General features: G+C 64.9%; 26 protein-coding genes. 23 read left to right on the top strand and 3 right to left on the bottom strand.

Annotation, left to right across the window (positions count from 1 at the left end; genetic code table 11):
• The first annotated feature begins 125 nt into the window (after positions 1-125).
• The 14 genes from SBP01_RS12140 to SBP01_RS12075 all read left to right on the top strand — a co-directional run bounded on the left by SBP01_RS12140 (position 126) and on the right by SBP01_RS12075 (position 13561).
• Positions 126-1238: an MraY family glycosyltransferase gene (locus tag SBP01_RS12140; RefSeq protein ID WP_275214371.1), complete on the top strand. Its 1113-nt coding sequence runs from the start codon at positions 126-128 to the stop codon at positions 1236-1238.
• Between the two features lie 93 nt (positions 1239-1331).
• Positions 1332-1814 (top strand): hypothetical protein, encoded by a 483-nt coding sequence (locus tag SBP01_RS12135; protein WP_320535932.1) that lies wholly within the window; start codon positions 1332-1334, stop codon positions 1812-1814.
• Positions 1807-2145, top strand: coding sequence for a hypothetical protein (locus SBP01_RS12130; protein ID WP_275214373.1), 339 nt, complete (start codon positions 1807-1809; stop codon positions 2143-2145). Before SBP01_RS12135 ends, SBP01_RS12130 begins: the two co-directional genes overlap by 8 nt.
• 81 nt (positions 2146-2226) lie before the next feature.
• Positions 2227-3027 carry a F0F1 ATP synthase subunit A gene (gene atpB, locus SBP01_RS12125; RefSeq protein WP_275214374.1) on the top strand — a complete coding sequence of 267 codons (801 nt, stop codon included), beginning with the start codon at positions 2227-2229 and terminating at the stop codon, positions 3025-3027.
• Between the two features lie 80 nt (positions 3028-3107).
• Positions 3108-3326 (top strand): ATP synthase F0 subunit C, encoded by a 219-nt coding sequence (atpE, locus tag SBP01_RS12120; protein WP_003804776.1) that lies wholly within the window; start codon positions 3108-3110, stop codon positions 3324-3326.
• Positions 3327-3379: 53 nt separating this feature from the next.
• Entirely contained in the window at positions 3380-3931 is a 552-nt protein-coding gene (locus SBP01_RS12115) for a F0F1 ATP synthase subunit B (RefSeq protein WP_275214375.1), read from the top strand.
• Positions 3931-4758, top strand: coding sequence for a F0F1 ATP synthase subunit delta (locus SBP01_RS12110; protein WP_320535931.1), 828 nt, complete (start codon positions 3931-3933; stop codon positions 4756-4758). The genes SBP01_RS12115 and SBP01_RS12110 overlap by 1 nt, the downstream gene beginning before the upstream one ends.
• An 83-nt stretch (positions 4759-4841) precedes the next feature.
• Positions 4842-6479, top strand: coding sequence for a F0F1 ATP synthase subunit alpha (gene atpA, locus SBP01_RS12105; protein WP_275214463.1), 1638 nt, complete (start codon positions 4842-4844; stop codon positions 6477-6479).
• Between the two features lie 76 nt (positions 6480-6555).
• On the top strand, positions 6556-7449 hold the full coding sequence (locus SBP01_RS12100) for a F0F1 ATP synthase subunit gamma (RefSeq protein ID WP_275214377.1): 894 nt from the start codon (positions 6556-6558) through the stop codon (positions 7447-7449).
• Positions 7450-7529: 80 nt separating this feature from the next.
• Positions 7530-8984, top strand: a complete 1455-nt coding sequence (gene atpD, locus SBP01_RS12095; protein ID WP_275214378.1) for a F0F1 ATP synthase subunit beta — start codon at positions 7530-7532, stop codon at positions 8982-8984.
• A 1-nt stretch (position 8985) separates the two neighbouring features.
• Positions 8986-9270 (top strand): F0F1 ATP synthase subunit epsilon, encoded by a 285-nt coding sequence (locus SBP01_RS12090; protein ID WP_190989724.1) that lies wholly within the window; start codon positions 8986-8988, stop codon positions 9268-9270.
• 10 nt (positions 9271-9280) lie between these two features.
• Positions 9281-9712, top strand: coding sequence for a DUF2550 domain-containing protein (locus SBP01_RS12085; protein WP_275214379.1), 432 nt, complete (start codon positions 9281-9283; stop codon positions 9710-9712).
• Positions 9713-9716: 4 nt separating this feature from the next.
• Positions 9717-11024, top strand: a complete 1308-nt coding sequence (locus SBP01_RS12080) for an alpha/beta hydrolase (RefSeq protein WP_320535930.1) — start codon at positions 9717-9719, stop codon at positions 11022-11024.
• Positions 11024-13561 carry a DUF2156 domain-containing protein gene (locus tag SBP01_RS12075; RefSeq protein WP_320538339.1) on the top strand — a complete coding sequence of 846 codons (2538 nt, stop codon included), beginning with the start codon at positions 11024-11026 and terminating at the stop codon, positions 13559-13561. Before SBP01_RS12080 ends, SBP01_RS12075 begins: the two co-directional genes overlap by 1 nt.
• A gap of 99 nt (positions 13562-13660) precedes the next feature.
• Here SBP01_RS12075 and SBP01_RS12070 read toward each other — a convergent pair whose 3' ends face one another.
• On the bottom strand, positions 13661-13864 hold the full coding sequence (locus SBP01_RS12070) for a cold-shock protein (RefSeq protein ID WP_011692441.1): 204 nt from the start codon (positions 13862-13864) through the stop codon (positions 13661-13663).
• Between the two features lie 287 nt (positions 13865-14151).
• Positions 14152-14847 (bottom strand): endonuclease NucS, encoded by a 696-nt coding sequence (gene nucS / locus SBP01_RS12065; protein ID WP_275214381.1) that lies wholly within the window; start codon positions 14845-14847, stop codon positions 14152-14154.
• Positions 14848-14884: 37 nt separating this feature from the next.
• On the opposite strand from nucS, the gene SBP01_RS12060 reads away from it, so the two are divergent.
• Together SBP01_RS12060 and SBP01_RS12055 are read left to right on the top strand one after the other, a co-directional pair.
• Positions 14885-15253, top strand: a complete 369-nt coding sequence (locus tag SBP01_RS12060) for an ATP/GTP-binding protein (RefSeq protein ID WP_320535929.1) — start codon at positions 14885-14887, stop codon at positions 15251-15253.
• A gap of 60 nt (positions 15254-15313) precedes the next feature.
• Positions 15314-16114, top strand: coding sequence for an alpha/beta hydrolase (locus SBP01_RS12055; RefSeq protein ID WP_320535928.1), 801 nt, complete (start codon positions 15314-15316; stop codon positions 16112-16114).
• 63 nt (positions 16115-16177) lie between these two features.
• Here SBP01_RS12055 and SBP01_RS12050 read toward each other — a convergent pair whose 3' ends face one another.
• A complete protein-coding gene (locus tag SBP01_RS12050; RefSeq protein ID WP_275214384.1) occupies positions 16178-17494 on the bottom strand; it encodes an AI-2E family transporter in 1317 nt (438 codons plus the stop codon).
• Positions 17495-17711: 217 nt separating this feature from the next.
• Between SBP01_RS12050 and SBP01_RS12045 the strand changes: the two genes are divergently transcribed.
• The 7 genes from SBP01_RS12045 to nagB all read left to right on the top strand — a co-directional run bounded on the left by SBP01_RS12045 (position 17712) and on the right by nagB (position 25203).
• A complete protein-coding gene (locus tag SBP01_RS12045) occupies positions 17712-19409 on the top strand; it encodes a hypothetical protein (protein ID WP_275214385.1) in 1698 nt (565 codons plus the stop codon).
• A gap of 57 nt (positions 19410-19466) precedes the next feature.
• Positions 19467-20468: a tetratricopeptide repeat protein gene (locus SBP01_RS12040; protein ID WP_275214386.1), complete on the top strand. Its 1002-nt coding sequence runs from the start codon at positions 19467-19469 to the stop codon at positions 20466-20468.
• Positions 20469-21566, top strand: a complete 1098-nt coding sequence (locus SBP01_RS12035) for an NADH:flavin oxidoreductase/NADH oxidase (protein ID WP_275214387.1) — start codon at positions 20469-20471, stop codon at positions 21564-21566.
• A 14-nt stretch (positions 21567-21580) separates the two neighbouring features.
• On the top strand, positions 21581-21892 hold the full coding sequence (locus tag SBP01_RS12030; RefSeq protein WP_275214388.1) for a DUF3253 domain-containing protein: 312 nt from the start codon (positions 21581-21583) through the stop codon (positions 21890-21892).
• A gap of 139 nt (positions 21893-22031) precedes the next feature.
• Positions 22032-22832 (top strand): ABC transporter ATP-binding protein, encoded by an 801-nt coding sequence (locus tag SBP01_RS12025; protein ID WP_275214389.1) that lies wholly within the window; start codon positions 22032-22034, stop codon positions 22830-22832.
• Entirely contained in the window at positions 22808-24379 is a 1572-nt protein-coding gene (locus SBP01_RS12020) for a transporter (protein ID WP_275214390.1), read from the top strand. Before SBP01_RS12025 ends, SBP01_RS12020 begins: the two co-directional genes overlap by 25 nt.
• Positions 24380-24423: 44 nt before the next feature.
• Positions 24424-25203: a glucosamine-6-phosphate deaminase gene (gene nagB / locus SBP01_RS12015; RefSeq protein WP_320535927.1), complete on the top strand. Its 780-nt coding sequence runs from the start codon at positions 24424-24426 to the stop codon at positions 25201-25203.
• The last annotated feature ends 104 nt before the right edge of the window (positions 25204-25307 follow it).

Here is a 25307-nt window from a genome sequence, read left to right as displayed (position 1 = left end):
ATTTATCGATCGACAGATCCCCGGCAAGTGAGCCCATTGATCCAGGACCGGCGTTTAACACCCCGGTCCGGCGCTGCGTTAACACCCCCGGCCGCGTCGGAGACACACGAAACGGCTGCCAGCGCATGATCATGTACCTCCTGATGGGGCTGATCGCTGCGATCGTGTCCTACGGGTTCACCTGGGCGGCGCGCGTGGTCGGCAACCGGCTCGAACTCCACATGCCTATCCGCAGCCGGGACATGCACTCGACGCCGGTGTCCCGGCTCGGTGGCGTGGCCATCTTCCTTGGCGTGCTGGTTGCCCTCATTGTGGCCAGCCAGTCTTTCTTCGTCAAAGACATCTACCGCAACAATTTCTCGCCCTGGGGCGTCCTGGCCGGTGCTGTGCTGATTGTCCTGGTGGGCGTCGCCGATGATTTGCTGGACATCCGCTGGTGGGTGAAACTCATCGGCCAGAGCGCGGCTGCCCTGGTGGTGGCCATCTGGGGCGTGCGGATGACCATCGTGCCATGGGTGCCGGAGCCGATCATCCTCGAGAACGATCTGCTTAGGATTGTGCTGACCGCCGGGCTGATCGTGACCACCATGAACGCCTTCAACTTCATTGACGGCCTGGACGGCCTGGCGGCCGGTGCGGCCATCATCGGCGGAACGGCCTTCTTCTTCACGGCCTACTGGGTGCACCGTAACGCTGTCCTGTTGGACTACTCGGACCTCGCCACCCTGCTGACGGCAGTTGTTGTGGGCAGTTGCATCGGCTTCCTGCCGCACAACTGGTTCCCGTCCAAGATCTTCATGGGCGACTCCGGTGCCATGCTCATCGGGCTGCTGTTCGCCGCCGCCGGCATCGTATCCACCGGCCAGATCACGTCAGGACTCTACGACCGGGCGAACGGTATCTCCACGGTCATCCCCATCCTGCTTCCGTTCGCCGTCCTCTTCCTGCCACTGCTGGACCTGGGGCTCGCCGTCATCCGGCGGACGGCAAAGGGACGCTCCCCCTGGTCCGCTGACCGGGGCCACCTCCACCACAAACTCCTCGACATTGGCTACTCGCACCGGACCGCCGTCATTCTGATGTACCTCTGGACGGCGGTGGTGTCCTTCGGCGGCCTCGCGTTCGCTGTGTTCCCGTGGCAGCCCGTGCTGGCGGTTGACCTTTTCGCCACGCTGGTGATGGGGCTGGTGACAGCGTGGCCCTACCTTCGGCGGGACACCGAGGAGACGGCCGGCTGACCATGTTCGGAATCATTTCTATCTCGTGTAGAATTTAGGGGCAGCCAAAGCTGCCCCTCCACCCAGCCCCAGGGCGCCGACGATTGGGATCTCATGACCTCCAACGCCGACCCCGGACCAGCGTCCGGCAACGGATCCGCCGGCGTCTCCGGTCCCACGCAGTCCCTGTGGCTTCGCCTTCTGGCGCTGAGTTCAGCTGCCGGCGGGGCGGCACTCATTCTGGCCGGCATTCCTGCCGTCATCCTGAACGGGCCCGTCGGTGTCCTGTCCAGTACGTTGGGCGGCCTCCTGGTGATGGTGTTCTTTGCCATCAGCCTGCTGGTAGGGCACTTTATGGGGCGGAACAACCCCTCAGGTGCCATCGGGATGTTTGTGGCCACCTACTTCGTCAAAGTAGTGGGCTTTGCAGTTGTCCTGTTCCTGATCGGAGCTCCTGCGTGGCTGCACGGCCGCTGGTTCCTCATTGGCGCCGTAGCCACTGTTGTGTTCTGGCAGGCCGCCGAAATCTATGGTTTCAGCAAAGCGCGCCTGCAAATCTACAACGACCCCGAACCGAAGGAGCCCAACGATGTCTGATCGGAAACGACCGGCGAACAACGGCTCCGCCGCGTCCGGAAATGCTTCCTCCGCACCCGGAGTCTCACCCGATAACAACGATGGCGGCTACAACGCCGGCATGGCCGTCTTCAGCTACATTATTGGCGGAATCATCGTCTGGAGTTTGATAGGGTGGGGTCTGGATAATCTGTGGGGAACCCGCTGGATTGTGCTCGCAGGCGCTCTGCTTGGAGCTCTCGGAGGATTTTATCTTTCCCACATGCACGGCCTTACCAGTTCCAGAAACACCTCTGGTAAGCGCGGCGTAGACAGCGGCCCGTCCGCGGACGGAAACACTAATGCCAAATAATTTCACATGGGGAACTGCGGAGCAAGAATCCGCTGCACCCAGCCCAACGCCCAATGATGGACACTGCAGAGAGGAATCGCGTTGATCGCGCTTGCGCTCCCGGCCCAAGATTCAGGAGAGTTCGCTCCTCCCGGAATTGAAGAAATGCACCTGCCGGCGATCCTGCCGTGGGGGGCGGCAGACGGATTCTCCAAGCAGATGCTGCTGGTAATCCTGTCGGTCGTCATTATCGCCACATTCTTCCTGCTCGCTGCGCGGAAGCAGCAGCTTGTCCCCGGCAAGCTCCAGTTCGCCGGAGAAATGGCTTACGGCTTTGTCCGTAATGGCATTGCCAAGGACATTATCGGCGGCAAAGACTTCATGAAGTACGTCCCGCTGTTGTTCAGCCTGTTTTTCTTCATCCTGGTGAACAACATTTACGGTGCCATTCCCGTAATCCAGCTGCCGAGCTTCTCCCACGTTGGCGGTGCCTATGTCCTCGCGGGCATCGTGTACTTCACCTGGATCGCCATCGGCGTGAAAAAGAACGGGCTGAAGTACTTCAAACTCGCCACGGTTCCGTCCGGCGTCCCCATCTACATCCTGCCGATCGTTATTCCGATCGAAATCATCTCGAACTTCCTGGTACGGCCCGTAACGCACAGCCTGCGTCTCTTTGCCACCATGCTGGCAGGCCACCTCATCGTCATGATTGCCGGATCCGGCATCGAGTTCCTCATCATGCAGGAGAACGTCCTGCTCAAGGGAGCTTCGGTACTCGTCCTCGCGGGCTCCATCGCCATGTACATGCTCGAAGCACTGATCATGGCCCTCCAGGCTTATGTCTTCACGCTGCTGACTGCCATCTACATTGAAGGCGCCCTGCACGCGGACAGCCACTAAGGCACCCACAGTCTTCCCCTTACGGGGATGAAGCAACCCAAACAACCTGCCACACGGGTGGCATCTTGAAAGGAAGAAAAATGGAAGGCTCCATCAACGGCTCCCTCAACCTCATCGGCTACGGCCTCTCCGCTATTGGCGGTGGTATCGGTGTTGGTCTCGTGTTCGCTGCCTACATCAATGGTGTGGCACGTCAGCCGGAAGCCCAGCGCGTCCTGCAGCCGATCGCATTCCTCGGCCTCGCGCTGACTGAAGCCCTCGCCATCCTTGGCCTGGTCTTCGCTTTCGTTCTCAAGTAAACCTTCAGAACCTAGCGAACATCCAGAACCGAGTAGAAAAGGACGGGTGAATTATGAACCAGGTGATCATCTCAGCCGCCACAGAGGGCGAGACTAACCCACTGGTACCCAACGTCTGGGAAATGGGCGTTGTCCTCGTCGGCTTTGCTGTCCTCATGTTCATCGTGGTCAAGTTCGTTGTCCCGATGTTCGAGAAGACGTTTGCAGAGCGCGCCGAAGCAATTGAAGGCGGCATCGCCAAGGCTGAAAAGGCCCAGGCAGAAGCATCGGCCGCCCTCGAGGAGTACAAGCAGCAGCTCACGGACGCCCGCGCAGAAGCTAATCGCATCCGCGAGGAAGCCCGCGCAGAAGGCGCCCAGATCCTTGCTGATCTGAAGGAAAAGGCAGCCGCTGAATCGGCCCGCATCACGGCTCAGGCCCACGTGCAGATCGAATCGGAGCGTCAGGCGGCAGTTGTGTCCCTGCGTTCCGAGGTAGGCTCGCTGGCCACCACGCTGGCAGGCCGCATTGTTGGCGAAGCGCTCAACGATGACGAGCGTTCGGCCCGCGTTGTTGACCGTTTCCTGGCAGATCTGGAGACCCAGAACGCAGGTGCAGCTAAGTAATGTCAGGTGTATCGAGCGAATCGCTGACCACGGCTCTGACCACGCTGGAAGCCAAGCTTCCATTGGCCTCGCTGCAGTTGGCTAAGGAACTCTTCGGAATCCTGGGCACGGTGGACAGCTCAGCTGGTTTGCGCCGTGCCCTGACGGACCCGTCGCGTACCGGTGACGAGAAGTCGGCGCTGATCAAGCAGCTCGTTGGCGGAAAAGTTTCCGCGGACGCGGCGGACATCGCGGGCGGACTGGCCAGTTCACGCTGGGCATCGGCCCGAGATATCGGCGATGCACTCGAGACGCTTGGCGCGACGGTGGTCATCGCCGTTGCTGAAAACAAGTCGGCCGTTTCTGCCTCCGGTGTCTCTGGGCTGGAAGAACTGGAGAACGATCTGTTCTCCTTCAACCAGGCCGTTGCCTCCGACCACGAGGTGCAACGTGCTCTGTCGGAGCCGCAGGCCAGTGCTGCAGCGAAGGTCCGCCTGGCTGAGCGGCTGGTGCCTGGCGCAAGCGAGGAAGCAAAAGTCCTCATTGCCCAGGCAGTATCTGCGCCGCGCGGCATCAAGCCGACCAATCTGGTAGCCCGGTTCGCTGAGCTGGCAGCCAAGCGGCAGCAGCGGTGGATTGCGACGGTCAGGGTCACGCGTCCCCTCACGGAGACGCAGTTTGCCCGCCTCCAGGCGGGGCTTAACTCCCTTTACGGTCGCGAGCTCAAGGTCAACATGTCCGTTGATCCTGAGCTGATCGGTGGAATCCGTGTCCAGGTGGGTGACGAAGTGCTTGACGCTTCGGTAGTTACCCGGCTGGGCGAGCTCCACCGCCAGCTGGCCGGCTAGCCGGACAAGCACAACTTAACGAAACGAAACCCCGGTCATCGTGAGCAACGATGATCACGAAAACAGGAGAGCAGGGACTGCAGATGGCCGAATTGACCATCAACGCCGACGACGTCCGTAATGCGTTGAACGAGTTCGCGGCGTCCTACGAACCCGGAAACGCTGAGCGCGTAGAGGTCGGCCGTGTAACAACCGCAGGTGACGGCATCGCCCGTGTTGAGGGCCTTCCCTCGGTCATGGCGAACGAGCTGCTTCGCTTTGAAGACGGCACGCTGGGCCTCGCCCAGAACCTCGACGTCCGCGAAATCGGCGTCATCGTTCTCGGTGACTTCACGGGAATCGAAGAAGGCCAGGAAGTTCACCGCACCGGACAGGTTCTGTCCGTACCGGTGGGCGACGCCTTCCTCGGCCGCGTGGTTGACCCGCTGGGCCAGCCCATCGACGACCTCGGCGAGATCAAGGCCGAGACCACCCGAGCGCTGGAACTCCAGGCACCTGGCGTGACCCAGCGTAAGTCGGTCCACGAGCCGATGCAGACCGGACTCAAGGCTATCGACGCCATGATCCCGATCGGCCGCGGCCAGCGCCAGCTGATCATCGGTGACCGCCAGACCGGCAAGTCGGCCATCGCCATTGACACCATCATCAACCAGAAGGCCAACTGGGCTTCCGGCGATGTGAACAAGCAGGTCCGTTGCATCTACGTCGCCATCGGTCAGAAGGCCTCCACCATTGCGGCGGTCCGTCAGACCCTTGAGGACAACGGCGCACTCGAGTACACCACCATCGTGGCGTCCCCGGCGTCTGACCCCGCAGGCTTCAAGTACCTGGCACCGTACGCCGGTTCGGCGATCGGCCAGCACTGGATGTACGGCGGCAAGCACGTTCTCATCGTGTTCGATGACCTCTCCAAGCAGGCTGAAGCCTACCGCGCGGTTTCGCTGCTGCTGCGCCGCCCGCCGGGACGCGAAGCCTACCCGGGCGACGTCTTCTACTTGCACTCCCGTCTGCTTGAGCGTTGTGCCAAGCTCTCCGACGAGCTCGGTGCAGGCTCGATGACCGGCCTGCCGCTCATCGAAACCAAGGCAAACGACGTTTCGGCCTACATCCCGACCAACGTGATCTCCATTACCGATGGCCAGATCTTCCTGCAGTCGGACCTCTTCAACGCCAACCAGCGTCCGGCCGTCGACGTGGGTGTTTCTGTGTCCCGCGTTGGTGGTGCTGCACAGGTCAAGTCCATGAAGAAGGTTTCGGGCACTTTGAAGCTGGAACTGGCTCAGTACCGCGACATGCAGGCTTTCGCAATGTTCGCGTCGGACCTCGACGCCGCATCGCGCCAGCAGCTGACCCGTGGCGCCCGCCTGATGGAACTGCTCAAGCAGGGCCAGTACTCGCCGTTCCCGGTCGAGAACCAGGTTGTTTCCATCTGGGCCGGCACCAACGGTCACCTCGACGAGGTTCCGGTTGAGGACATCAACCGGTTCGAGACCGAGTTCCTGGAGCACCTGAAGCACAAGTCCTCCATCCTGACCACGCTGGCGCAGACCAACGTTATGGACGATGACACCGCTGAAGCACTGAAGACCGCCATCGTGGACTTCAAAAAGGGCTTCTTCGGCGAGGGTGACAACCGCCTGGTAGGCGCCGGCCACGAGGAGCATGACGCTATCTCCGAAGCCGAAGTCGACCAGGAAAAAATCGTCAAGCAGAAGCGCTAGTTTCGCTGGCAGGGACTGCCGGGACCTTCACCGGTTCCGGCAGTCCCGGCCACCGGGATCTTAGGAAAGGATAAGTATGGGAGCCCAGATTCGGGTCTACCGCCAGAAGATCAGCTCGACCACGTCGATGCGCAAGATCTTCAAGGCGATGGAACTGATCGCTACCTCGCGCATTGGCAAGGCCCGCGCACGCGTAGCGGCTTCACTGCCTTACGCAAACGCGATCACGCGTGCCGTTTCTGCTGTCGCAAGCCAGAGCGAAATTGACCACCCCCTGGTCACCGAGCCGGAGCAGATCCGCCGTGCCGCCGTCCTGGTCATCACCTCGGACCGTGGCCTTGCAGGCTCATACTCGGCAACGGTGCTCAAGCAGGCTGAAGGCCTGATCGAGCTGCTGCACGAAGAGGGCAAGGAAGTTAAGACCTATGTCATGGGCCGCAAGGCGCAGGCGTACTTCGACTTCCGGAACCGTCCCTTCGAACGTGCGTGGACCGGCAACACGGACGCTCCGGTGTTCGAGGTTGCCCGGGAAGTCGGCGCAGCCCTGCTCGAAGACTTCGCTACCGCCTACGAAGAGGGCGGCGTGGACGAGATTCACGTTGTTTACACCCGCTTCAAGTCCATGGTGACCCAGGAGCCGACGGTTATCCGCCTGCTCCCGCTCGAGGTTGTCGAAGAGCAGGCCGCGTCCGAATCGGACCTCCTGCCGCTCTACGAATTCGAGCCGGAAGCGGAGCAGGTTCTCGATGCTCTGTTGCCGCGCTACATTGAGTCACGCATTTTTGCCGCCATGTTGCAGGCCGCAGCTTCCGAGCTCGCAGCCCGTCAGCGGGCGATGAAGTCCGCCGGCGACAACGCCACGGACCTCATCAAGAAGTACACGCGTCTGCGCAACACTGCCCGCCAGGCTGAAATTACGCAGGAGCTTTCCGAAATCGTTGCCGGTGCCGACGCCCTGAACGCGTCCTAACCTGCACGGTCCGGTCCAGCTGTACCTGCACCAAAAAACAAACTTAGATTCCACGCCATCTACTGAGTGAAGTGAGAGAGATGACTGCCACTGCTACCGAACACGTAGCCGCAACGTCCGGTGCTACCGGCCGTATTGCACGTGTTATTGGCCCGGTTGTCGACGTCGAATTCCCGGCTGACGCAATCCCCTCGATTTACAACGCCCTCACCACCGAGGTAACCCTCAATGGTGAGACCCGGACGATCACGTTCGAGACCGCCCTGCACCTGGGCGACAACCTCATCCGTGCCATCTCCCTGCAGGCCACCGACGGACTTGTCCGCGGCACCAACGTAGTGGACACCGGTTCCCCCATCACCGTGCCCGTGGGCGACGGCGTCAAGGGCCACATCTTCAACGTCCTGGGCAAGCCCCTTGACGTGCACGAGTCCGAGATCCAGGCTTCGGATTACTGGCCGATCCACCGCAAGGCTCCCGCCTTCGCAACGCTCGAAGGTTCCACCGAGATGCTGGAAACCGGCATCAAGGTCATCGACCTTCTCACCCCGTACATCAAGGGTGGCAAGATTGGCCTGTTCGGCGGCGCCGGCGTGGGCAAGACGGTTCTGATCCAGGAAATGATCACCCGTGTGGCCCGCAACTTCGGTGGTACTTCGGTATTCGCCGGTGTTGGCGAGCGTACCCGTGAAGGTAACGACCTCTGGGTTGAAATGGAAGAGGCAGGCGTCCTGAAGGACACCGCCCTTGTGTTCGGCCAGATGGATGAGCCGCCGGGAACGCGTCTGCGTGTTGCACTGTCCGCACTGACCATGGCGGAGTACTTCCGCGATGTGCAGAACCAGGACGTGCTGTTGTTCATCGACAACATCTTCCGCTTCACCCAGGCAGGCTCCGAGGTTTCCACCCTCCTCGGCCGCATGCCGTCCGCCGTGGGCTACCAGCCCAACCTGGCTGATGAGATGGGTCTCCTGCAGGAGCGCATCACGTCCACCAAGGGCCACTCCATTACCTCGATGCAGGCCATCTACGTTCCCGCAGATGACTACACCGACCCGGCCCCGGCCACGACCTTCGCACACCTCGACGCGACCACGGAACTTTCCCGTGAAATCGCTTCCCGTGGTCTGTACCCGGCCGTTGACCCGCTGTCCTCGACCTCACGCATCCTGGACCCGCAGTACATCGGCCAGGACCACTACAACACGGCTGTCCGTGTGAAGCAGATCCTGCAGAAGAACAAGGAACTCCAGGACATCATCGCCATCCTGGGCGTTGACGAACTCTCGGAAGAGGACAAGATCGTCGTGTCCCGTGCACGCCGCATCCAGCAGTTCCTCTCCCAGAACACCTACACCGCCAAGCAGTTCACCGGCGTCGAAGGCTCCACGGTTTCCATCAAGGACACCGTTGAAGGCTTCACCGCCATCTGCGACGGCGACCTCGACCACATTGCAGAGCAGGCGTTCTTCAACGTCGGCGGCCTGGATGACGTTGAGCGCCAGTGGGCCAAGATCCAGGAACAGACCAAGTAATATGGCTGAGCTTGAGGTTGAGATTGTCGCAGCGGATCACTTCGTGTGGTCCGGAGCGGCCAAGATGGTCAAGGCCCGCACCAGCGATGGTGAAATCGGAATCCTGCCCGGCCACTCGCCCCTGCTGGCGATCCTGGCTGAAGGTGAACTGGCCATCGAGCCGGTTTCCGGGGACCGTATTGCCGTTGTTGTTGACGGCGGATTCTTTTCCGTCGACAACAACCGCGTGGTGATTGTTGCTGACAACGCCCAGCTGGGCGACGCGGCTACTGCTGGGATCCGCTAGCACCAACCTGATGGACGCCCAGACTCTTTCGTTCATCGCCCTGGCAATCACTTTCGGATTGCTGATCTTTGCACTGTGCCTTGTGGGGGTGCGCCGCTTCAACTTGCGGCGCGCCCTCGGCACGGTGGACGCCTCCATTTGCACGGCTGGAAACAGCTGGCAGATGGGGGTTTGTCGTTATCAGGACAACGACCTCGAATGGTTCCGCCTGGCGTCCCTGAGTCTTCGCCCCAAGCACAAGTTCAAGCGGAGTTCCCTGGAGCTCCTGGGCCGGCGCAAGCCCACCGAGACCGAGGCCGTCAAGGTCCAGCCCGACGTCGTGATTGTCGAACTGCGGTACGAGGGCCACGACCTCCGGCTGGCCATGAAGTTTGATGCCTACACGGGATTGTCCTCGTGGTTGGAAGCCGGGCCGGTCATCGGCGTCGGCACCTGGCGCTAGGCACGTGGACTGGATCGCGGACATCCGCCTGACGGACGGGCCAGTGTACTGGTCCGCCTGGGTTCTTGGTGCCGCCGCCGCGGTGTATCTGGTCTGGCGCCCGCAGGCCGTAGGGCGGCGCCGCTGGTACCTCGGTGTGGCCGCCGCGCTGGCCGTCGCCGCAGGCCTGGTGCTCTTGGTTCACTGGATCCTGATCTACCTCACGTCGGTTTTTCCCGACGACCTCCCCTCCCTTGTCCTGGCCTGGGTATATGCCGGCGTCACTGCACTGCTGGTTGTTCTCCTTCGGCTCCGCGCGGACTCCTGGCGGCGGCGGACCCTCGACATCCTGGCCCTGCTGACCGTCGTGCTGCTGGCGGCCGTGCAGATCAACGCGTATTTCGGCCTCAACCGAACGGTGGCCGACCTCACGGGGACGGCGCTGACGCGCATCCCGCCGCTGGAACAGGAACTCCAGCGCCAGCCGGGACACTCCGCCCTGCCGCTGGCGGGGTGGACGCCCGCGGGCGAACTTCCCCCCGACGGCGTCATCCGCGCCGTATCGATCCCCGGCACCACTTCGGGGCTGCAGACCCGGACCTCCTACGTCTACCTTCCGCCTGCGTACTTCGCCGCCAACCGTCCCAGCCTTCCCGTGCTGGTGCTCGTTCCGGGCCAGCCCGGCGGCCCGGCGGACTGGCTCTCGGGGGGTGCGTTGCTGCCGCGCATGGCGGGTTTCGCAAACCGGCACGGGGGAGTGGCCCCCGTCGTCGTGGTGGTCGATCCCAACGGCAGCCAGTCCGCCAATACGCTGTGCATGGACAGCGACCTGGCCCGGGCGGACACCTACCTCGCCGTTGACGTTCCGCACTGGATCTCCGCAACGCTGGACGTGGACACCGATGCCCGGCAGTGGGCCGTGGGCGGATTCAGTTTCGGAGCCACCTGCGCTGTCCAGCTGGTCACCCGCCACCCGGACGTCTACACGGGATTCCTCGCCTTTGCCAGCGAGCGGGAGCCCGCACTCGCCAAGGAACGCCAGAAGACCGTTGATGCGGCCTTCCATGGCGACACGGCCGCCTTCGATGCCCAACTGCCATTGACGCTCCTGAAGGAGCGGCGCTACGAGGGCAAGGTGGCCTACTTCGCCGCCGGCGCCACTGATCCGGAATTTGTGGCCAACCTGCAGACGCTTGCGACGGCGGCGCGGGGCGCAGGATTCACTGTGGAGTCCGACGTGGTTCAGCGGACGGGTCACTCCTGGGACATGCTGACGCCCGGAATGGATAATGGATTGGAACTGCTGACCAGGCATTGGGGGTGGGAACACTGATGGCCGTCCGGGAACGGAGCGCCCCGGCGCTGTTCTGGTCCGCCGTGGGACTCCCGGCCCTTCAGCGGTTCATGGGCTACCTCCGTTCGGTGCCTTTGACGCTGAGCATCCTTGGCATCTTCCTGGCCACGGGCCTTCTGACTGACAGCTTCCTTGGGGGGCCGCCCGAGGAACTCCTGCCGCTGGCGGGGGTGAGCGCCCCCGGCCTGCGGGCGGGACACTGGTGGTCGCTGGTCACTTCCCTGTTCTTCGCCACCAATCCGCTCGCGTACCTGGTGGCTTCCCTGATGATCCTGCTGCTGCTGGGCGTGGCGGAAAGGAAGCTGGGCAAGCTCCAGACCGCAGCACTGCTGCTGGGTGGCCAGTTCGCCGCCGTCACGGTCTTCCTGCTGCTCACCCAGTTGGCCCGGTATGCCGGTGACGGCTGGCTGGGGCTGATGACAGAGAATGCGCTGATTGGCCCGTATGCTGCGGTCCTGGCCGTGTCCATGGCCTCCAGCGGCAAACTGCGGGTGCTCTGGCGGCGGCGGCTGCGGACAGCGGTACTCTCGGTGGCGCTGCTGCTGGTCCTGTATGTGGGGCATGCAGAGACGGTCATCGGGCTCATCGGCGCCCTGGTGGGCCTTGCCGCCAGCTGGTGGGCTGAGACTGAACACGGCCCGCTGCACGCGCCGCGCTCCACCGGCCGCGAGACGCGAAACCTGCTCGCGCTTACTGTCGACGTCTTTGCTGTGGGACCGATTCTCACAACCATCACCCGCACGCCCACCGGCCCGCTGGCGCTGCTGCGGGACGTGCTCCTGAATCCCGTTCCCACCCTCGGCCAGCTCGAAGCCAACTGCGGCTCCACGGTTGAGGCGTCATGCCTGGAAATCGGGCGTGCCGGTTTCGCGGGTCCGTTCGGGCTTGCACTCACGGTGGTCCCGGTGATTCTTCTCCTGATCTGTGCCGACGGCATGCGCCGGGGACGGAGCATGGCACTCCGGATAACGCTGGTCATCCAGCTGGTGATCACTGCCTTGGCAGCCGTGTACCTTGCCTTGTTCGCCCTGATTCCGCACTATCCCTCCCGGCCCCAGACTGCGGCCATGGGCTCGGGATTTGCCCATATCCTGCCCCTGGTGACGGTGCCCCTCCTGCTGGCGGTGCTGCTGTGGGTCAACCGGTGGCAGTTCCGGGTGGAAACCGTTCCGTCCGCCCGGCACCGACTGGCACTGGTGGTCGGCGGCGTCTGGCTGGTCCTGGCCGGCGGATACACCGTTGCCTGGCTGGCGGCCGGGGGAATGATGCGCGACGGCGGCCCCCTGGGCTTGCTGGCTGAGCTGGCCAGGCAGTACCTGCCGGTGCCGCTGCCGAACCTCTACCGCAGGGTATTCGCCGAGCGGGACACCGTTGAGGCGCTGATCTTTGCCTACTCCGGCCCGATCTTCTGGCTGGTGGCGCTGGCCGGTGTCTGGTCCGTCCTGGTGGGACGGCATCACGGCAGCGACTCCGGGCACAATGACAGGGCCGCTGCCCGCCGGCTGCTGCACCAGGGCGGCGAATCGCTGTCATGGATGGCCCTATGGGAGCCCAACCGGTACTGGTTCAGCCCCGACGGCCGCGGTGCCGTGGCGTACCAACAGCACGGAACCGTGGCACTTACCCTGGCCGGCCCCTTCGGAGCGGCCGAAAGCCGGGCCCGGACGGCGGTGGGCTTCATCGAGTTCTGCGGCAGCCGGGCGCTGGCGCCCGCGTTCTACTCATGCGACGGCACGCTGTGGCCCCTGCTCCGGGACCGCGGATTCCAGCGCGTCCCGGTGGCGCAGGAAACAAGGCTTTCGGTCCGCGAACTGGATTTCAAGGGCAAGGAGTGGCAGAACGTGCGCACGGCGCGGAACCGGGCGGCCAAGATGGGCATCACCGCGGTGTGGGGCACGTACAACGGCCTGCCCTCCGCGTTGCGGGCACGGCTCAACGAGGTGTCCGAGGAATGGGCTGCAGCCAAGACCATTCCGGAAATGGGCTTCACCCTCGGTGGCATCGATGAACTGATGGACGACGAGGTCCTTTGTTGCCTGGCGGTGGACGGGGACGGGAACGTGCACGGAATCACCAGCTGGCTGCCGGTGTACGAGGACGGGAAGCTGGTGAGCCGCACGCTGGACGTGATGCGCCGCGGTGCTGGAGGTTTCCCGGGGGTCATGGAGTTCCTGATCGCCGCGGCGGTGGTGGAGTTGCGGGAATCGGTGGAGGTTATTTCACTGTCCGGGTCACCGCTTGCAAGCCTGCCCGACGGCGAGATGTCCCCGGACCAGGTGCCGGACGAGAACCTGCTGCGCATTCTCGATGTGGTGGGCCACGCCCTGGAACCGGTTTACGGGTTCCGGTCCCTGGCAGCCTTCAAGTCACGCTTTCAGCCGGAATACCGGACGCTGTACCTGTATTACCAGGATCCGTTGCAGCTGCCTGCCATTGGACGTGCGCTGACCCGGGCATATTTGCCGGGCCTTTCGCTGCGCCAGGGTGCGCGGCTGGTGCGCGAACTGGTCGGCTGAGACGGCCGGACAGCGAGGCCGGCAACGAAAAAATCCCCGGCACGAATGCCGGGGATTTCTTCGCCGGGGCCGCAGCAATGCGGCGTCCGGGCGGTGGGACTAGACCAGCGTTACGCCGGTAGCCTGGGGACCCTTGGCGCCCTGACCGATTTCGAACTGAACACGCTGGTTCTCGTCGAGGGTCTTGAAGCCACCGGTCTGGATCTCGGAGTAGTGAACGAAGACATCGCCATCGGAGTCATCCGGGGTGATGAAGCCGAAGCCCTTTTCAGCGTTGAACCACTTGACGGTTCCCTGTGCCATTTATTTCTCCTCATTGTGGAACTTGTCTAAGTCCGGCACACCTCGTGCCGGGCTTGGTCACTCCGCGAGAAGAATCCGTTACTGCCATCCCAAAAAGGACAGGCCGTGCAGGAGCTTCGCGCTCGCAACATGTCTTGCGAGCATGAAAAAACACCTACACAAAGACTGTTCTAAGAATTTCATGCCGTTTCCGTCCGGTCAACGGTCCGGCCGGGAATTTTGGCTAAAAATTGCCTAAATCCCCTTGTCAGGGGCCGAATCGGGGCGCGCCGGGGGAGAGCAGGGGATCAGAAGAGCCGGGATTCGGTGTCATCCACACCGCGCATGGCATCGTAATCCAGGGTGACGCAGTCGATGCCGCGATCGTTGGCGAGCACTTTTGCCTGCGGTTTGATCTGCTGGGCCGCGAAGATTCCACGGACCGGCGCCAGCAGCGGGTCCCGGTTCAGCAGCTCCAGGTAGCGGGTCAGCTGCTCGACTCCGTCGATGTCCCCGCGCCGTTTGAGCTCAATGGCCACAGTGGCTCCGCTGGCGTCCCGGGCCAGGATGTCCACCGGCCCGATGGCGGTGAAGTACTCCCGGCGGATCAGCGAAAAGCCGCTGCCCAGGGTTTCGATCTGATCCGCAAGCAGGCGCTGCAGGTCCGCCTCCACGCCGTCCTTGATCAGACCCGGGTCCACGCCCAGATCGTGGGAAGACTCGTGGATATGTTCGTGAATGTTGATGATCAGGCGGTCATCGGTCTTGGCGGACTGGACCGTCCACTGTTCCGTGACGCCCAGCTCCAGGTCAACGTCCTCCGGGGACGAGACCCGCAGGGTTGCCGGCGGACTCATCCAGTTCAGCGGCTTGTAGGAACCGCCGTCTGAATGGACCAGCACGGAGCCGTCGGCCTTGACCAACAGGAGCCGGGTGGCAAGGGGAAGATGGGCTTTGAGCCGGCCAACGTAATCAACTGAACATCGGGCTATCACAAGTCGCACGCCGTACACACTACCGGGGCTAGGGCAGAATGGAGGCATGCCGCGTTCCAACCGTCCCCGCCGCCCTGCCTTCGGCAAAGGTCCGGCTGCCAAGGGCGGCCCTGCCGGCAAGGTGGCTGGAAAGAAGGGCAGCGGCGAGGTCCCGGAGCTGGATCTGGAGCGGGCGCGGGCAGGCATAGCCCGCCGGGAAAGCGCGCCCGACGGCGAGTGGATGGTCAGGACCATGACGGCCAGGAACGCCGAGAAAACCTACATCTGCCCGGGCTGTTCCACCGCGGTGATCCCCGGCGTGGCCCACCTGGTGGTGTGGAAGGATGACCACCTTTTCGGCGCCGCCGCCGGCCTCGCCGAGCGGCGCCACTGGCACACCAACTGCTGGCTTTCCCGGAGCTACCGCTACCGCTGAGCCGGCACCGGCAGCCGCGCCCGGGCACCAGCGGTGTCCGGACTCGCTAAGCTGGCAGGCATGACTTTTGATCCGGCGTCGTACGATTTCACCCAGCCCTCGGGCCCAGCACCCATCCGCGCGTCCACGGTCCTGCCGGCGAAGCGGGAGAACATCGAACTGCACACCGCAGACGGCCACAAGCTGGTCGGCGAACTGGCGCTGCCGGAATCAGGTCCCATCACGGCGACGCTGATCACCCTGCACCCCCTCCCCACGCACGGCGGATTCATGGATTCCCACGTGTACCGGAAAGCGTCCTACCGGCTGCCGGCCTTGGCCGGGGTGGCGGTGCTCCGGTTCAACACCCGCGGCACGGCATCGGCGCGGGGCACCAGCGCGGGTTCCTTCGAGGAGGGCGTCGGCGAACGGCTGGACGTGGAGGCGGCGGTGCACTTCGCCGTCGAACGCCAACTGCCCAACCGGTGGCTGGTGGGCTGGTCATTCGGGACCGAGCTGGCCCTGATGTACGGTGCCGTGGAACCGGTGGCCAGCCAGGTCCAGGGCGCCGTGCTGCTTTCACCGCCGCTGCACCGGGCCACCGACGAGCACCTGCGCCTGTGGGCGGCGGCCGGCAAGCCGCTGACGGTGCTGGTGCCCGAACACGATGATTACCTCCAGCCCGCGGCTGCGGCCGAGCGTTTCCGCCTGGTGCCTCAGGCCCGGGTGGTAGGGGTGGCCGGAGCCAAGCACCTGTGGGTGGGGGAGAAGTACGCATCCCGGGTACTCAACGAGATCGTGGATGACGTGACCGAAGCAGGTTCGGGTCCTCACGGGCTGCCGCAGGAATGGAACGGCCCCGTGGCCACCGCCGCCACCTAGAGGCCCGTCGTTAGGCCCCCGGACACCTAACGGCCACACACCTCAAGAACTCGACGCGGGAGCTTAGTGCTTGTCCTGACGGACGATGTAAATCTCCTTGACCAGCAGCAGGATGGCGGCCGCCGTCGGGATGGCGATCAGGGCGCCCAGCACGCCCAGCAGGCTACCGCCGGCAATGACCGAAATGACGGCCACGGCGCCCGGCACGGCAACGGCCTTCTGCATGATGCGCGGTGAGATGAAGTACGCCTCGAACTGAAGGTAGGCGAAGTAGCAGATGCCGAAGATGGCGGCGGTCTGCCAGCCTTCGGTCAGCGAGATCAGCACCACCACGATGCCCGCAATCATCCCGCCCACCAGCGGAATGAATGCCAACAGTGCCACCACAAAAGCCAGCAGGAGGGCGAACGGGACACCCACGATGGACATCACCACAAACGCGAACGTGGCATTCAGCAGGGCCACGCACGCTTGCCCGATTACGTAGTTGCCTACTGAACGGGTGATTTCCTCGGAAAGGGCGGCCACCCGCGGCCGGCGTGAGCGGGGCGCCAGCCGGTAGCCCCACTTCTTCATGGACGGCAGGGCTGCCAGGAAGTAAAGGCTCAGGACCAGGACAATCAGGGTGCCGAAGAGGCCGTTGGCCAGGGTTGAGCCGAAGCCCACCACCCCGCCGAAGATTCCGCCCATGGCCGCCGGATCATTCACGAACTTGTCCAGCTCTGCGGTGATGCGGTCCCGGATCCCGAACTGGTCATCAATGCTCCGGAAAAAGTCCGAGTCTATGAAGTCCCGGACCCAGGTGGGCGCCTGGGCAACAATTTCCGTGACCTGCGACACGATCGTGGGGATGAGGGTAGCGAAGAAACCGGCCACCGCTCCGATGAGGACCGCGACCGAGAGCAGGATGCCCGCGGGGCGGGGAATCTTCCGGCTTTCCAGCCACCCCACCACAGGTTCGAGGCCGAGCGCGATGAACAGGGCGGCCACAATCCACAGGAGCAGCTGCGTGGTGTTGGAGCCGATCCAATAGACCAGAAGAGCCAGGCCTACTCCCACCGTGCCCATGAACCCCATGTACAGCGGATGCTGGGGTGAGAGGCGCGGACCGGGCTTGCCGAACTGGGATGCGGCTTCGCCCGCCGCAGCAGCGTCTTCCTCCGCAAGTTGGAACTCCGGAGGCAGCTCAGGAGGCATTTCAAACCGAAGCCTCGGCTGGGCGCCCGGCAGTGGCTGCCGCAGTCGCCGGACCAGGGAACCGACTGCTGCTGCGGCGGCCCGTGCCGCAGGCCTTCGGGGCCGTGCCGGCGCGGACGGAGCAGAGCCGCCGGTCGAGTGATTGTCATGCCCGGTCGAGAACTCTTCGGTCTTGTCAGTCACTGGGTTTTGGAGCCTGTTCCGTGCGTGGCACCGCTTGCACGGGCCGGTGTGATGATCATCGCAAACACTATCAGCAGCCTTGCTAACAGGTGCGGGAGCGTGTGATTCGCGCCTAAAACTGTGACCCGCCGCCGGCGGCTGCAGGTCATTAAAAGGGCTTCCGGTAACAAAACGGTTACTATTGAAAGCAAACCCCCGCTGATGATAGGTGTTTCCTTTGCGTTTCAAGACTGCAGTCGCACTCGTGCTGCTCGGCCTCCTGACACTTCTGGCCGGTATCGGCCAGAAGACCATCTGGGCTCCCTCCGAGACCTTCACGGCTTCGGCACCCTCGGGCACCGCCGAGGCGCCGCTGACCGTCATTGACCAGAAGCTGCGCACCCAGCAGGGCGGAACAGTGAAGATCAACGTTCAGGGCGGGGCCAACTTCCTCCTCGCGGTGGGCCGCCCTGATGATGTGGCTGCCTGGGTGGGCCAGACCGCCCACAACACCGTCACCGGGATAACGGAAAAGAAGGACGCCCTTGTGGTGGAGCATGCCGCCGGAGACGCGACGGCCCCGAACCCGGCCGGCTCTGACCTGTGGGTTTCCACTGAGAGCGCCAACGGGGAACTGGAGTACTCATGGACGCCGCCCGCAGACGGTGAATGGTCGCTGCTGCTGGCCTCGGACGGAACCCAGCCCGCGCCGGCGTCCATCTCCATGACCTTCCCGAACGACACGTCCACCCCGTGGGCCGTCCCGCTGATGGTTATCGGCGGACTCCTGATCCTCGCCGGCATTGCCCTTGCCATCCTCTCCGCCCGCAAACGCGACGGTGAAGGCGACGGCCGGGGCAGCCTGTTTGCACGCCGCGCCCGGGCCAAAGCCGAGGTGAATTCCGGCTCACGGCTCGGCATGGTGTCGGGGAGCATGATCACGGCCGCAGTGACTGCGGCCGTGGTGGCCGGAACCGGCCTCGCCGCGAACGCTGCCACCCCGCCCGCACCGGCTCCCACCACCGAACCGGCGGCCGCTCCGGCCACGCCGGCGTCGCCCGTCCTCCTGGACGCCCAGTTCCGGCGCATCCTTGAGCAGGTCTCCAGCGCCACGGACGCCGGCGACGGCGCCAAGGACGCGGCCAAGCTCGCGGACCGCGTGGGCGGGACCGAGCTTGAGGTGCGGACCCAGAACTACAAAATCCGCTCGCAGGTGGGCACGTATGAAGCCAGGATGCCGGTGCGCTCCACCAAGCTCCTCACCACGGTGGTCACCAGCGACCGCAGCTGGCCCCGCTCCGTCCTCGCGGTCACGCAGGGTGACGGCAACGTGGTCCCGCAGCTTCTGACGCTGGTGCAGCCTTCGGCCCGCGAGAACTACAAGCTGACCGAGACCACCCCGCTGCAGCCGGGAACCACCTTCCCCGCCATCGACCGCACCGGCACGGATACCCTCGCAGCCAACAACAAAGAGGGCCTGCTGTACAGCGGCGAAGAAGCCCTCGCCGGGCTGGCCGACCGCCTGTCCAACCCTGACTCCAGCTTCAAGGACAAGGTAGTGGAGGGTGCGTCCTCGCCCTATATTGCCGACACACTGTCCTACCAGGCCGAGGTTGTGGCCTCCGGGGCCAACGGAAACTTCGCCTTCACCCACAAGGTGGTGCCGGAAAGCACGGTGGTGTTCCGCACGGCCGACGGCGGAGCGCTGGTCATGGGCCGGATCAACTTCGGCTTCGACGGCACCCCCAAGGCTTCCGGCGACAAGCTCACCATCGGTGACGACGCCGCAGCGCTCGCGGGCGGCAAGGAGACCACCACCGGCATGGTGCTGAACTTTGCTGAATCGATGGCCGTCTACGTGCCGGCGGCCGGATCAACTGATCCCATCCGTCTGGTCGCCGCCACGCGCGGTCTGGTCGGGGCCAGCTTTAAGTAGCTCCCGAAGCAGTCTTCGTTACTCCTGGCAGCGGCCGGAGTGGCTAGAGTGGAAAGCATGAGTTCGCCAGCTTCCCGCCCAGTCCCTCCCGCCGCTGCCAGCCTGCTTAACCTGCGCGGCGCCGTCGACCTTTCTTCACTGAAGCAGCGCCCGGCCGCAGGCGCGGCTGCCGGCACTCCGCCGGTCCCCGGCGCCGGTGCTCCCAACGCCGCCACCAACGGCACCCCGGAAGCGGGGGCAGCACCGCTGCGCGTCGAGGTCACCGAAGGAAACTTCCAGGACCTCGTGGAGCTTTCGGCGCAGGTGCCGGTGGTCATCGCCCTCTGGGCCGCTTACTCGCCGGAGTCGGCGTCCATGGTGAATTCCCTTGAACAGGTCATCAACAGCTACGGCGGCCGGCTGGTGCTGGGCGCAGCTGACATCGACGCGTTCCCGCAGCTGGCCCAGGCTTTCCAGGTCCAGGCCGTCCCCACCGCCGTGGCCGTCATCAAGGGCCAGCCCGTGCCGCTCTTCCAGGGCGGTGCCGACGAAGCCCAGATCCGGCCGCTGCTGGACGAGCTGCTCAAAGTGGCCGCCGCGAACGGAGTGACGGGAAGCCTCGGCGGCGGGGCGCCGGCAGATGCCGAACCTGCGCCGCTTCCGCCGCTGCACCAGGCGGCCTTCGACGCCATTGAAGCGGGGGACTACGAGGCAGCCGCAGCCGCCTACCGCCAGGCACTTTTGGAAATGCCCGCGGATGCCGAAGCGAAGGCAGGGCTGGCGCAGGTGGAGCTGATGGCACGCCTGCAGCCGCTTTCCGCCCAGGACACCGACGCGCTGCGCACCCGTGCGGCCGAAGAACCCGATAACCTTGATGCCCAGCTCAGCGTTGCGGACCTGGACGTGGCAGGCGGCCACGTGGAAGACGGCCTGAACCGGGTGGTCAGCTTCATCGGGCGCAACTTCGGCCCTGAGCGGGAGACCGCCCGGGTCCGCCTCCTGGAGCTCTTCGATGTGGTGGGCACGCATGACGACCGGGTGGCAAAGGCGCGCCAGGCGCTGGCCAGGGTGCTGTTCTAAATGTCTGCACTTTTTCAGCCGCTCAAGCTCCGGTCGCTGGAGTTGGAGCACCGCGGCTGGGTATCGCCGATGTGCCAGTACAGTTGCGATCCCGACGACGCCCCGGGGGTTCCGAACGACTGGCACCTGATGCATCTGGGCTCCTTCGCCGTGGGCGGCGCCGCGCTGATCCTCACCGAAGCGGCTGCGGTGAACCCGGCAGGCCGGATCAGTCCACGGGATGCCGGGCTCTACAATGACGAGCAGGCCGAGGCCTGGACCCGGATCAACTCCTTTGTCCACCGCCATGGGGTAGCCGGCGCGAAAACCGGCGTGCAACTGGCGCACGCCGGCCGCAAGGCATCCACCTACTGGCCCTTCTCCGGGAAGCGGGGAAGCGTGCCGGAATCCGACGGCGGCTGGACCACCGTGGGGCCCTCGGCGTCGGCGTTCGAGGGATACGCCGAACCTGCCGCGATGACCGAAGAGCAGATCCAGGACGTTATCGGCGACTTTGCGGCGGCCGCCGTGCGGGCGGTCGGCGCCGGGTTCGACACCATGGAAATCCATGGTGCGCACGGCTACCTGCTGCACCAGTTTCAGAGCCCCCTGATCAATACCCGGACCGACTCCTGGGGCGGTGACGAGACGGGACGCAACCGCCTGACACTCGCCGTCGTTGATGCCATCCGGGCTGTCATCCCTGACGGCATGCCGCTGCTGCTGCGGATCTCCGCGACGGACTGGGCAGAAAACGGGATCGACATCGGTGCGTCGGTCCGCCTCGCCGCACAGGCGCAGGAACACGGCGTGGACCTGATTGACGTGTCCAGCGGAGGAGCAGTTGCCCACCAGCAGATCAAGCCGGGCCCTGGGTACCAGACCGGATTCTCGGCACGCATCCGGCGCGAAACCGGGGTTCCCACCGGCACGGTGGGACTGCTGACCTCTGCCGGGCAAGCCGAACATGCCGTCGCCACGGCCCAGGCGGACGGGGTGTTCATCGCCAGGGCCGCCCTCCGGGACCCGCACTGGTGGCTGCGGGCGGCGTTCGAACTGGGCTACGACATCAAATGGGCACCCCAGTATGAACGCGCCGTGCCCCGGCATTCCTTCTGACTGCCGCCTGTGCGATGACCCATCGGCAGCATGGCGAAGCGACGTCCCCTGGTGACAAGAACGGGGACAAGCCACGGGACACGGTTGATAAGCAGCTGGAAGCCAGCATCCTGGAACTTCTCGCCGCCAGGGCTGAGACGTCCACCATCTGCCCATCGGATGCTGCCCGCGCTGTGGGGGCAGAGAACTGGCGCGACCTCATGGAGCCTGCCCGCAGGGCCGCACGGCGCCTGGTTGATGCGGGCGAAGTCCAGATCACCCAGGGCGGTTCCGTGATTGACCCGCTCACTGCCAAGGGGCCCATCCGCATCCGGAAGGCCCGGTAGGAACCTTCGGCAGGGTTGGCTTGACGGGGTTGGCCTGGCAGGGTTGGCCTGACACGGTTCGCTGACCAAGCCCCTGCGCCCGTGGTACTACTCCTTCAGGAGGACCCCGCCGGGGAAGCGGCGGGACTAGGCTGACGGTATGACTGCTCCGCACCCCGACCCGGCACCACCTGCAGGCCCGGTCCCGGCCCTGTCCATCCGTGGGCTGGCCAAGCGTTTCGGCGACAAGATTGCCGTTGACGGCATCAGCCTCGACGTCCCGGCAGGCTCGTTTTTCGGCATTGTGGGCCCGAACGGCGCCGGGAAGACCACCCTCCTGTCCATGGCAACGGGGCTGCTGCGGCCCGACTTCGGGACGGCAGTTGTGCACGGGACGGATGTCTGGGCCAGGCCGCTGGAAGCCAAAAAGCTTATGGGCATCCTCCCCGACGGGGTCCGCCTTTTTGACCGGCTCACGGGCGAGCAGCTGGTCACGTACGCCGGGCTGTTGCGCGGCATGAATCGGGATGTGGTTGCCTTCCGGGTGGGGGAGCTGTTGACTGCCCTGGACCTTGCCCAGGACGCCGGCAAGCTGGTGGTGGACTACTCGGCCGGCATGACCAAAAAGATCGCCCTGGCCTCGGCGCTGATCCATGCTCCGCGGCTTTTGGTTCTGGATGAGCCCTTCGAGGCCGTTGACCCCGTCTCCGCGGCCAACATCCGCTCGATCCTGGACAGCTACGTATCCTCGGGCGGCACGGTGATCGTCTCCAGCCATGTGATGGACCTCGTCCAGCGGATGTGCGATCACGTTGCCGTGGTGGCAGGCGGCAGGCTCCTCGCCGCGGGGACCGTGGACGAAGTCCGGGCCGGCGCTTCCCTGGAGGAACGGTTCGTCCAGCTCGTGGGTGGACGCAGTCACACGGAAGGGCTGGAATGGTTGCGCACCTTCTCCGGCTGAAGCTGATCCTGCTGCGCAACGGCCTCCGCAGGAGCCCGTGGCAGCTGGTGGGCATGGCCCTGGGCGGGCTCTATGCCCTGGGCCTGGTGGGCGCCCTGGTGGGGGCCCTGGTCCTGCTGCGCAGCGCCGATCCGGCGCTTGCCCACACGGTTGTGGTGCTCGGTGGCGCTGCAGCCATCGTGGGCTGGGGCCTCATCCCGGTGGTCGCGTCCGCCGCGGACCTGACCCTGGACCCTGCCCGCTTCACTACCTCCGCCATCCCCATGCGCCAACTCCTCGCAGGGCTTGCCCTCGGCGGACTGATCGGCATCCCCGGTGTGGCCACCGCGCTGGCGGCGCTGGCCACCGTGTGGACCTGGGCCCGCGGCCCCCTCCCTGCCATCGCCGCGCTGGTGGGCGCCTGCCTCGGTGTGCTGACGTGTATTGTCCTGTCCAAGGTGGTTACCACCGCAACCGCGAGCCTCGCGGCCTCGCGCCGTTTCAAGGATGTCAGCGCGATTGTCTTTATGATCCCGCTGGTCCTGATGGGTCCGATCGTGGCCGGGGTGGGCAGGGGCATCTCCGCCTCCACCGGTTTCCTGCCGGACCTTGCCGCCACCCTGTCCTGGACGCCCGTCGGCGCCGCCTGGTCCCTCGGCGGTGACCTGGCCACCGGGCAGCCTGGAGCCGCAGCGCTGAAGCTGTTGATCGCCGTCGCAACCCTCGCCGTCCTGGCGTGGTGCTGGAAGGTGCTCCTGGAACGGGCGCTGGTCACCCCGCCCTATGCCGGCAGCGGGAGCCGCAAGGGTGGAAAGCTGGGGTTGTTCGGCTTCCTGCCTGCCACCCCCGCCGGAGCCGTCACGGCGCGGGCACTGACCTACTGGCTCCGCGATCCGCGCTACTCCGGGTCCCTGGTGGTGGTTCCGCTGCTGCCGGTCCTGCTGGTCTTCCAGGGCAGCCAGTCCGGTGATTTCGGAGCGCTGGCGGTTGCGGCGCCGCTGGCTGCCTTTCTGCTGGCATGGTCCATCTCAGCAGATGTCTCCTATGACAACACCGCGTTTGCCCTGCATCTGGCTACGGGTGTCCGGGGCGTTGATGACCGGCTGGGGCGGGCGCTGGCGTGCCTGGCCTTCGGATTGCCGGTGGTGCTGATCCTCGCGGTGGGACAACACTTCTTCACGGGCCGCTGGGAAATGCTTCCCGGCCAACTGGGCCTGAGCCTGGGCATCCTGCTCACGGGCCTGGGGCTGTCCTCCGTGATCTCGGCCCGCTACACCGTGGCCGTGCCGCTGCCCGGCGACAGCCCGTTCAAGAAACCCCCGGGCAACGTTGGCCAGACCATGGCGGTCCAGTTCGCCGGGATGGGTATCCTGACCCTGCTGGTCCTGCCTGAGGCAGCCCTGTCCATCGCGCAACTGGTCACCGGCAATGCCGCCTTCGGGTGGGCCAACCTGGCCGTGGGCCCGGTGCTGGGACTGGCACTGTTTGCGGCCGGTATCCGGCTGGGCGGAAGGTGGCTCGACGCCCGCGGCCCCGAACTGCTGGCCCAGCTGACCGTGAACCGCTGAGCCGGCCAGACACGCGAAACCATCACTCCGGAAAGGCGGACCCAGTGGAAGTTGTCATCCTGCCAGGCAGCAAACAGATCGGGAAGCTGGCGGCAGACGCCATCGAGACGCTGCTGCAGCGCAAGCCCCACGCTGTCCTGGGGCTCGCCACCGGGTCTTCGCCGGTGCCGGTCTACGACGAACTGGCCGCCCGCCACGGGCGCGGGCTGGACTTCGGTGCCGCGCATGCCTTTGCGCTGGATGAGTATGTGGGCCTGGCGCCCGGGCACCGGGAATCGTACCGGGAGGTCATCATGCGCGAATTTGCGGGCCGGGTGAACATCCGCACCGAAAACGTGCATACCCCTGATGGAGCGGCGGCCGATATCCCGGCGGAATGCCAGGCGTATGAGGACACCATGAAAGCCGCCGGAGGTGTGGATCTCCAGATCCTGGGGGTGGGGACCGATGGCCATATCGGTTTCAACGAGCCGGGTTCCTCGCTCGCCTCCCGGACCCGCATCAAGACCCTGATCGAGCAGACCCGCCGCGACAACGCCAGGTTCTTCGGCAGCCTCGCCGACGTTCCCCACCACGTGCTCACCCAGGGGCTGGGCACCATCCTTGAGGCCCGCCATGTGGTGCTGGTGGCCACGGGGGCGCAGAAGTCGCGGGCCGTCCGGGACTTTGTGGAAGGTGCGGTCTCCGCGATTTGCCCGGCCTCGGTCCTCCAGTTCCACCCGCACGCCACCGTCCTCGTGGATGAGGCCGCGGCGTCGTCGCTGAGGCTCGCCGACTTCTACCGGCATACGTACGACCACAAGCCTGCCTGGCAGGGCCTGTAACACTTGCCACATTCTGCCGCCGCGCACGCGCCGATTCAGGGAAACGCCCGACGGCGGCAGGTGCGGAACGGGCAAAACGGCACCGCCGGCGTCGAACGCGCACT

Origin of the sequence: Pseudarthrobacter sp. IC2-21 (assembly GCF_034048115.1) — a bacterium.
GTDB classification, from domain to species: domain Bacteria; phylum Actinomycetota; class Actinomycetes; order Actinomycetales; family Micrococcaceae; genus Arthrobacter; species Arthrobacter naphthalenicus.
This window is presented reverse-complemented; position numbering and strand designations above follow the sequence as displayed.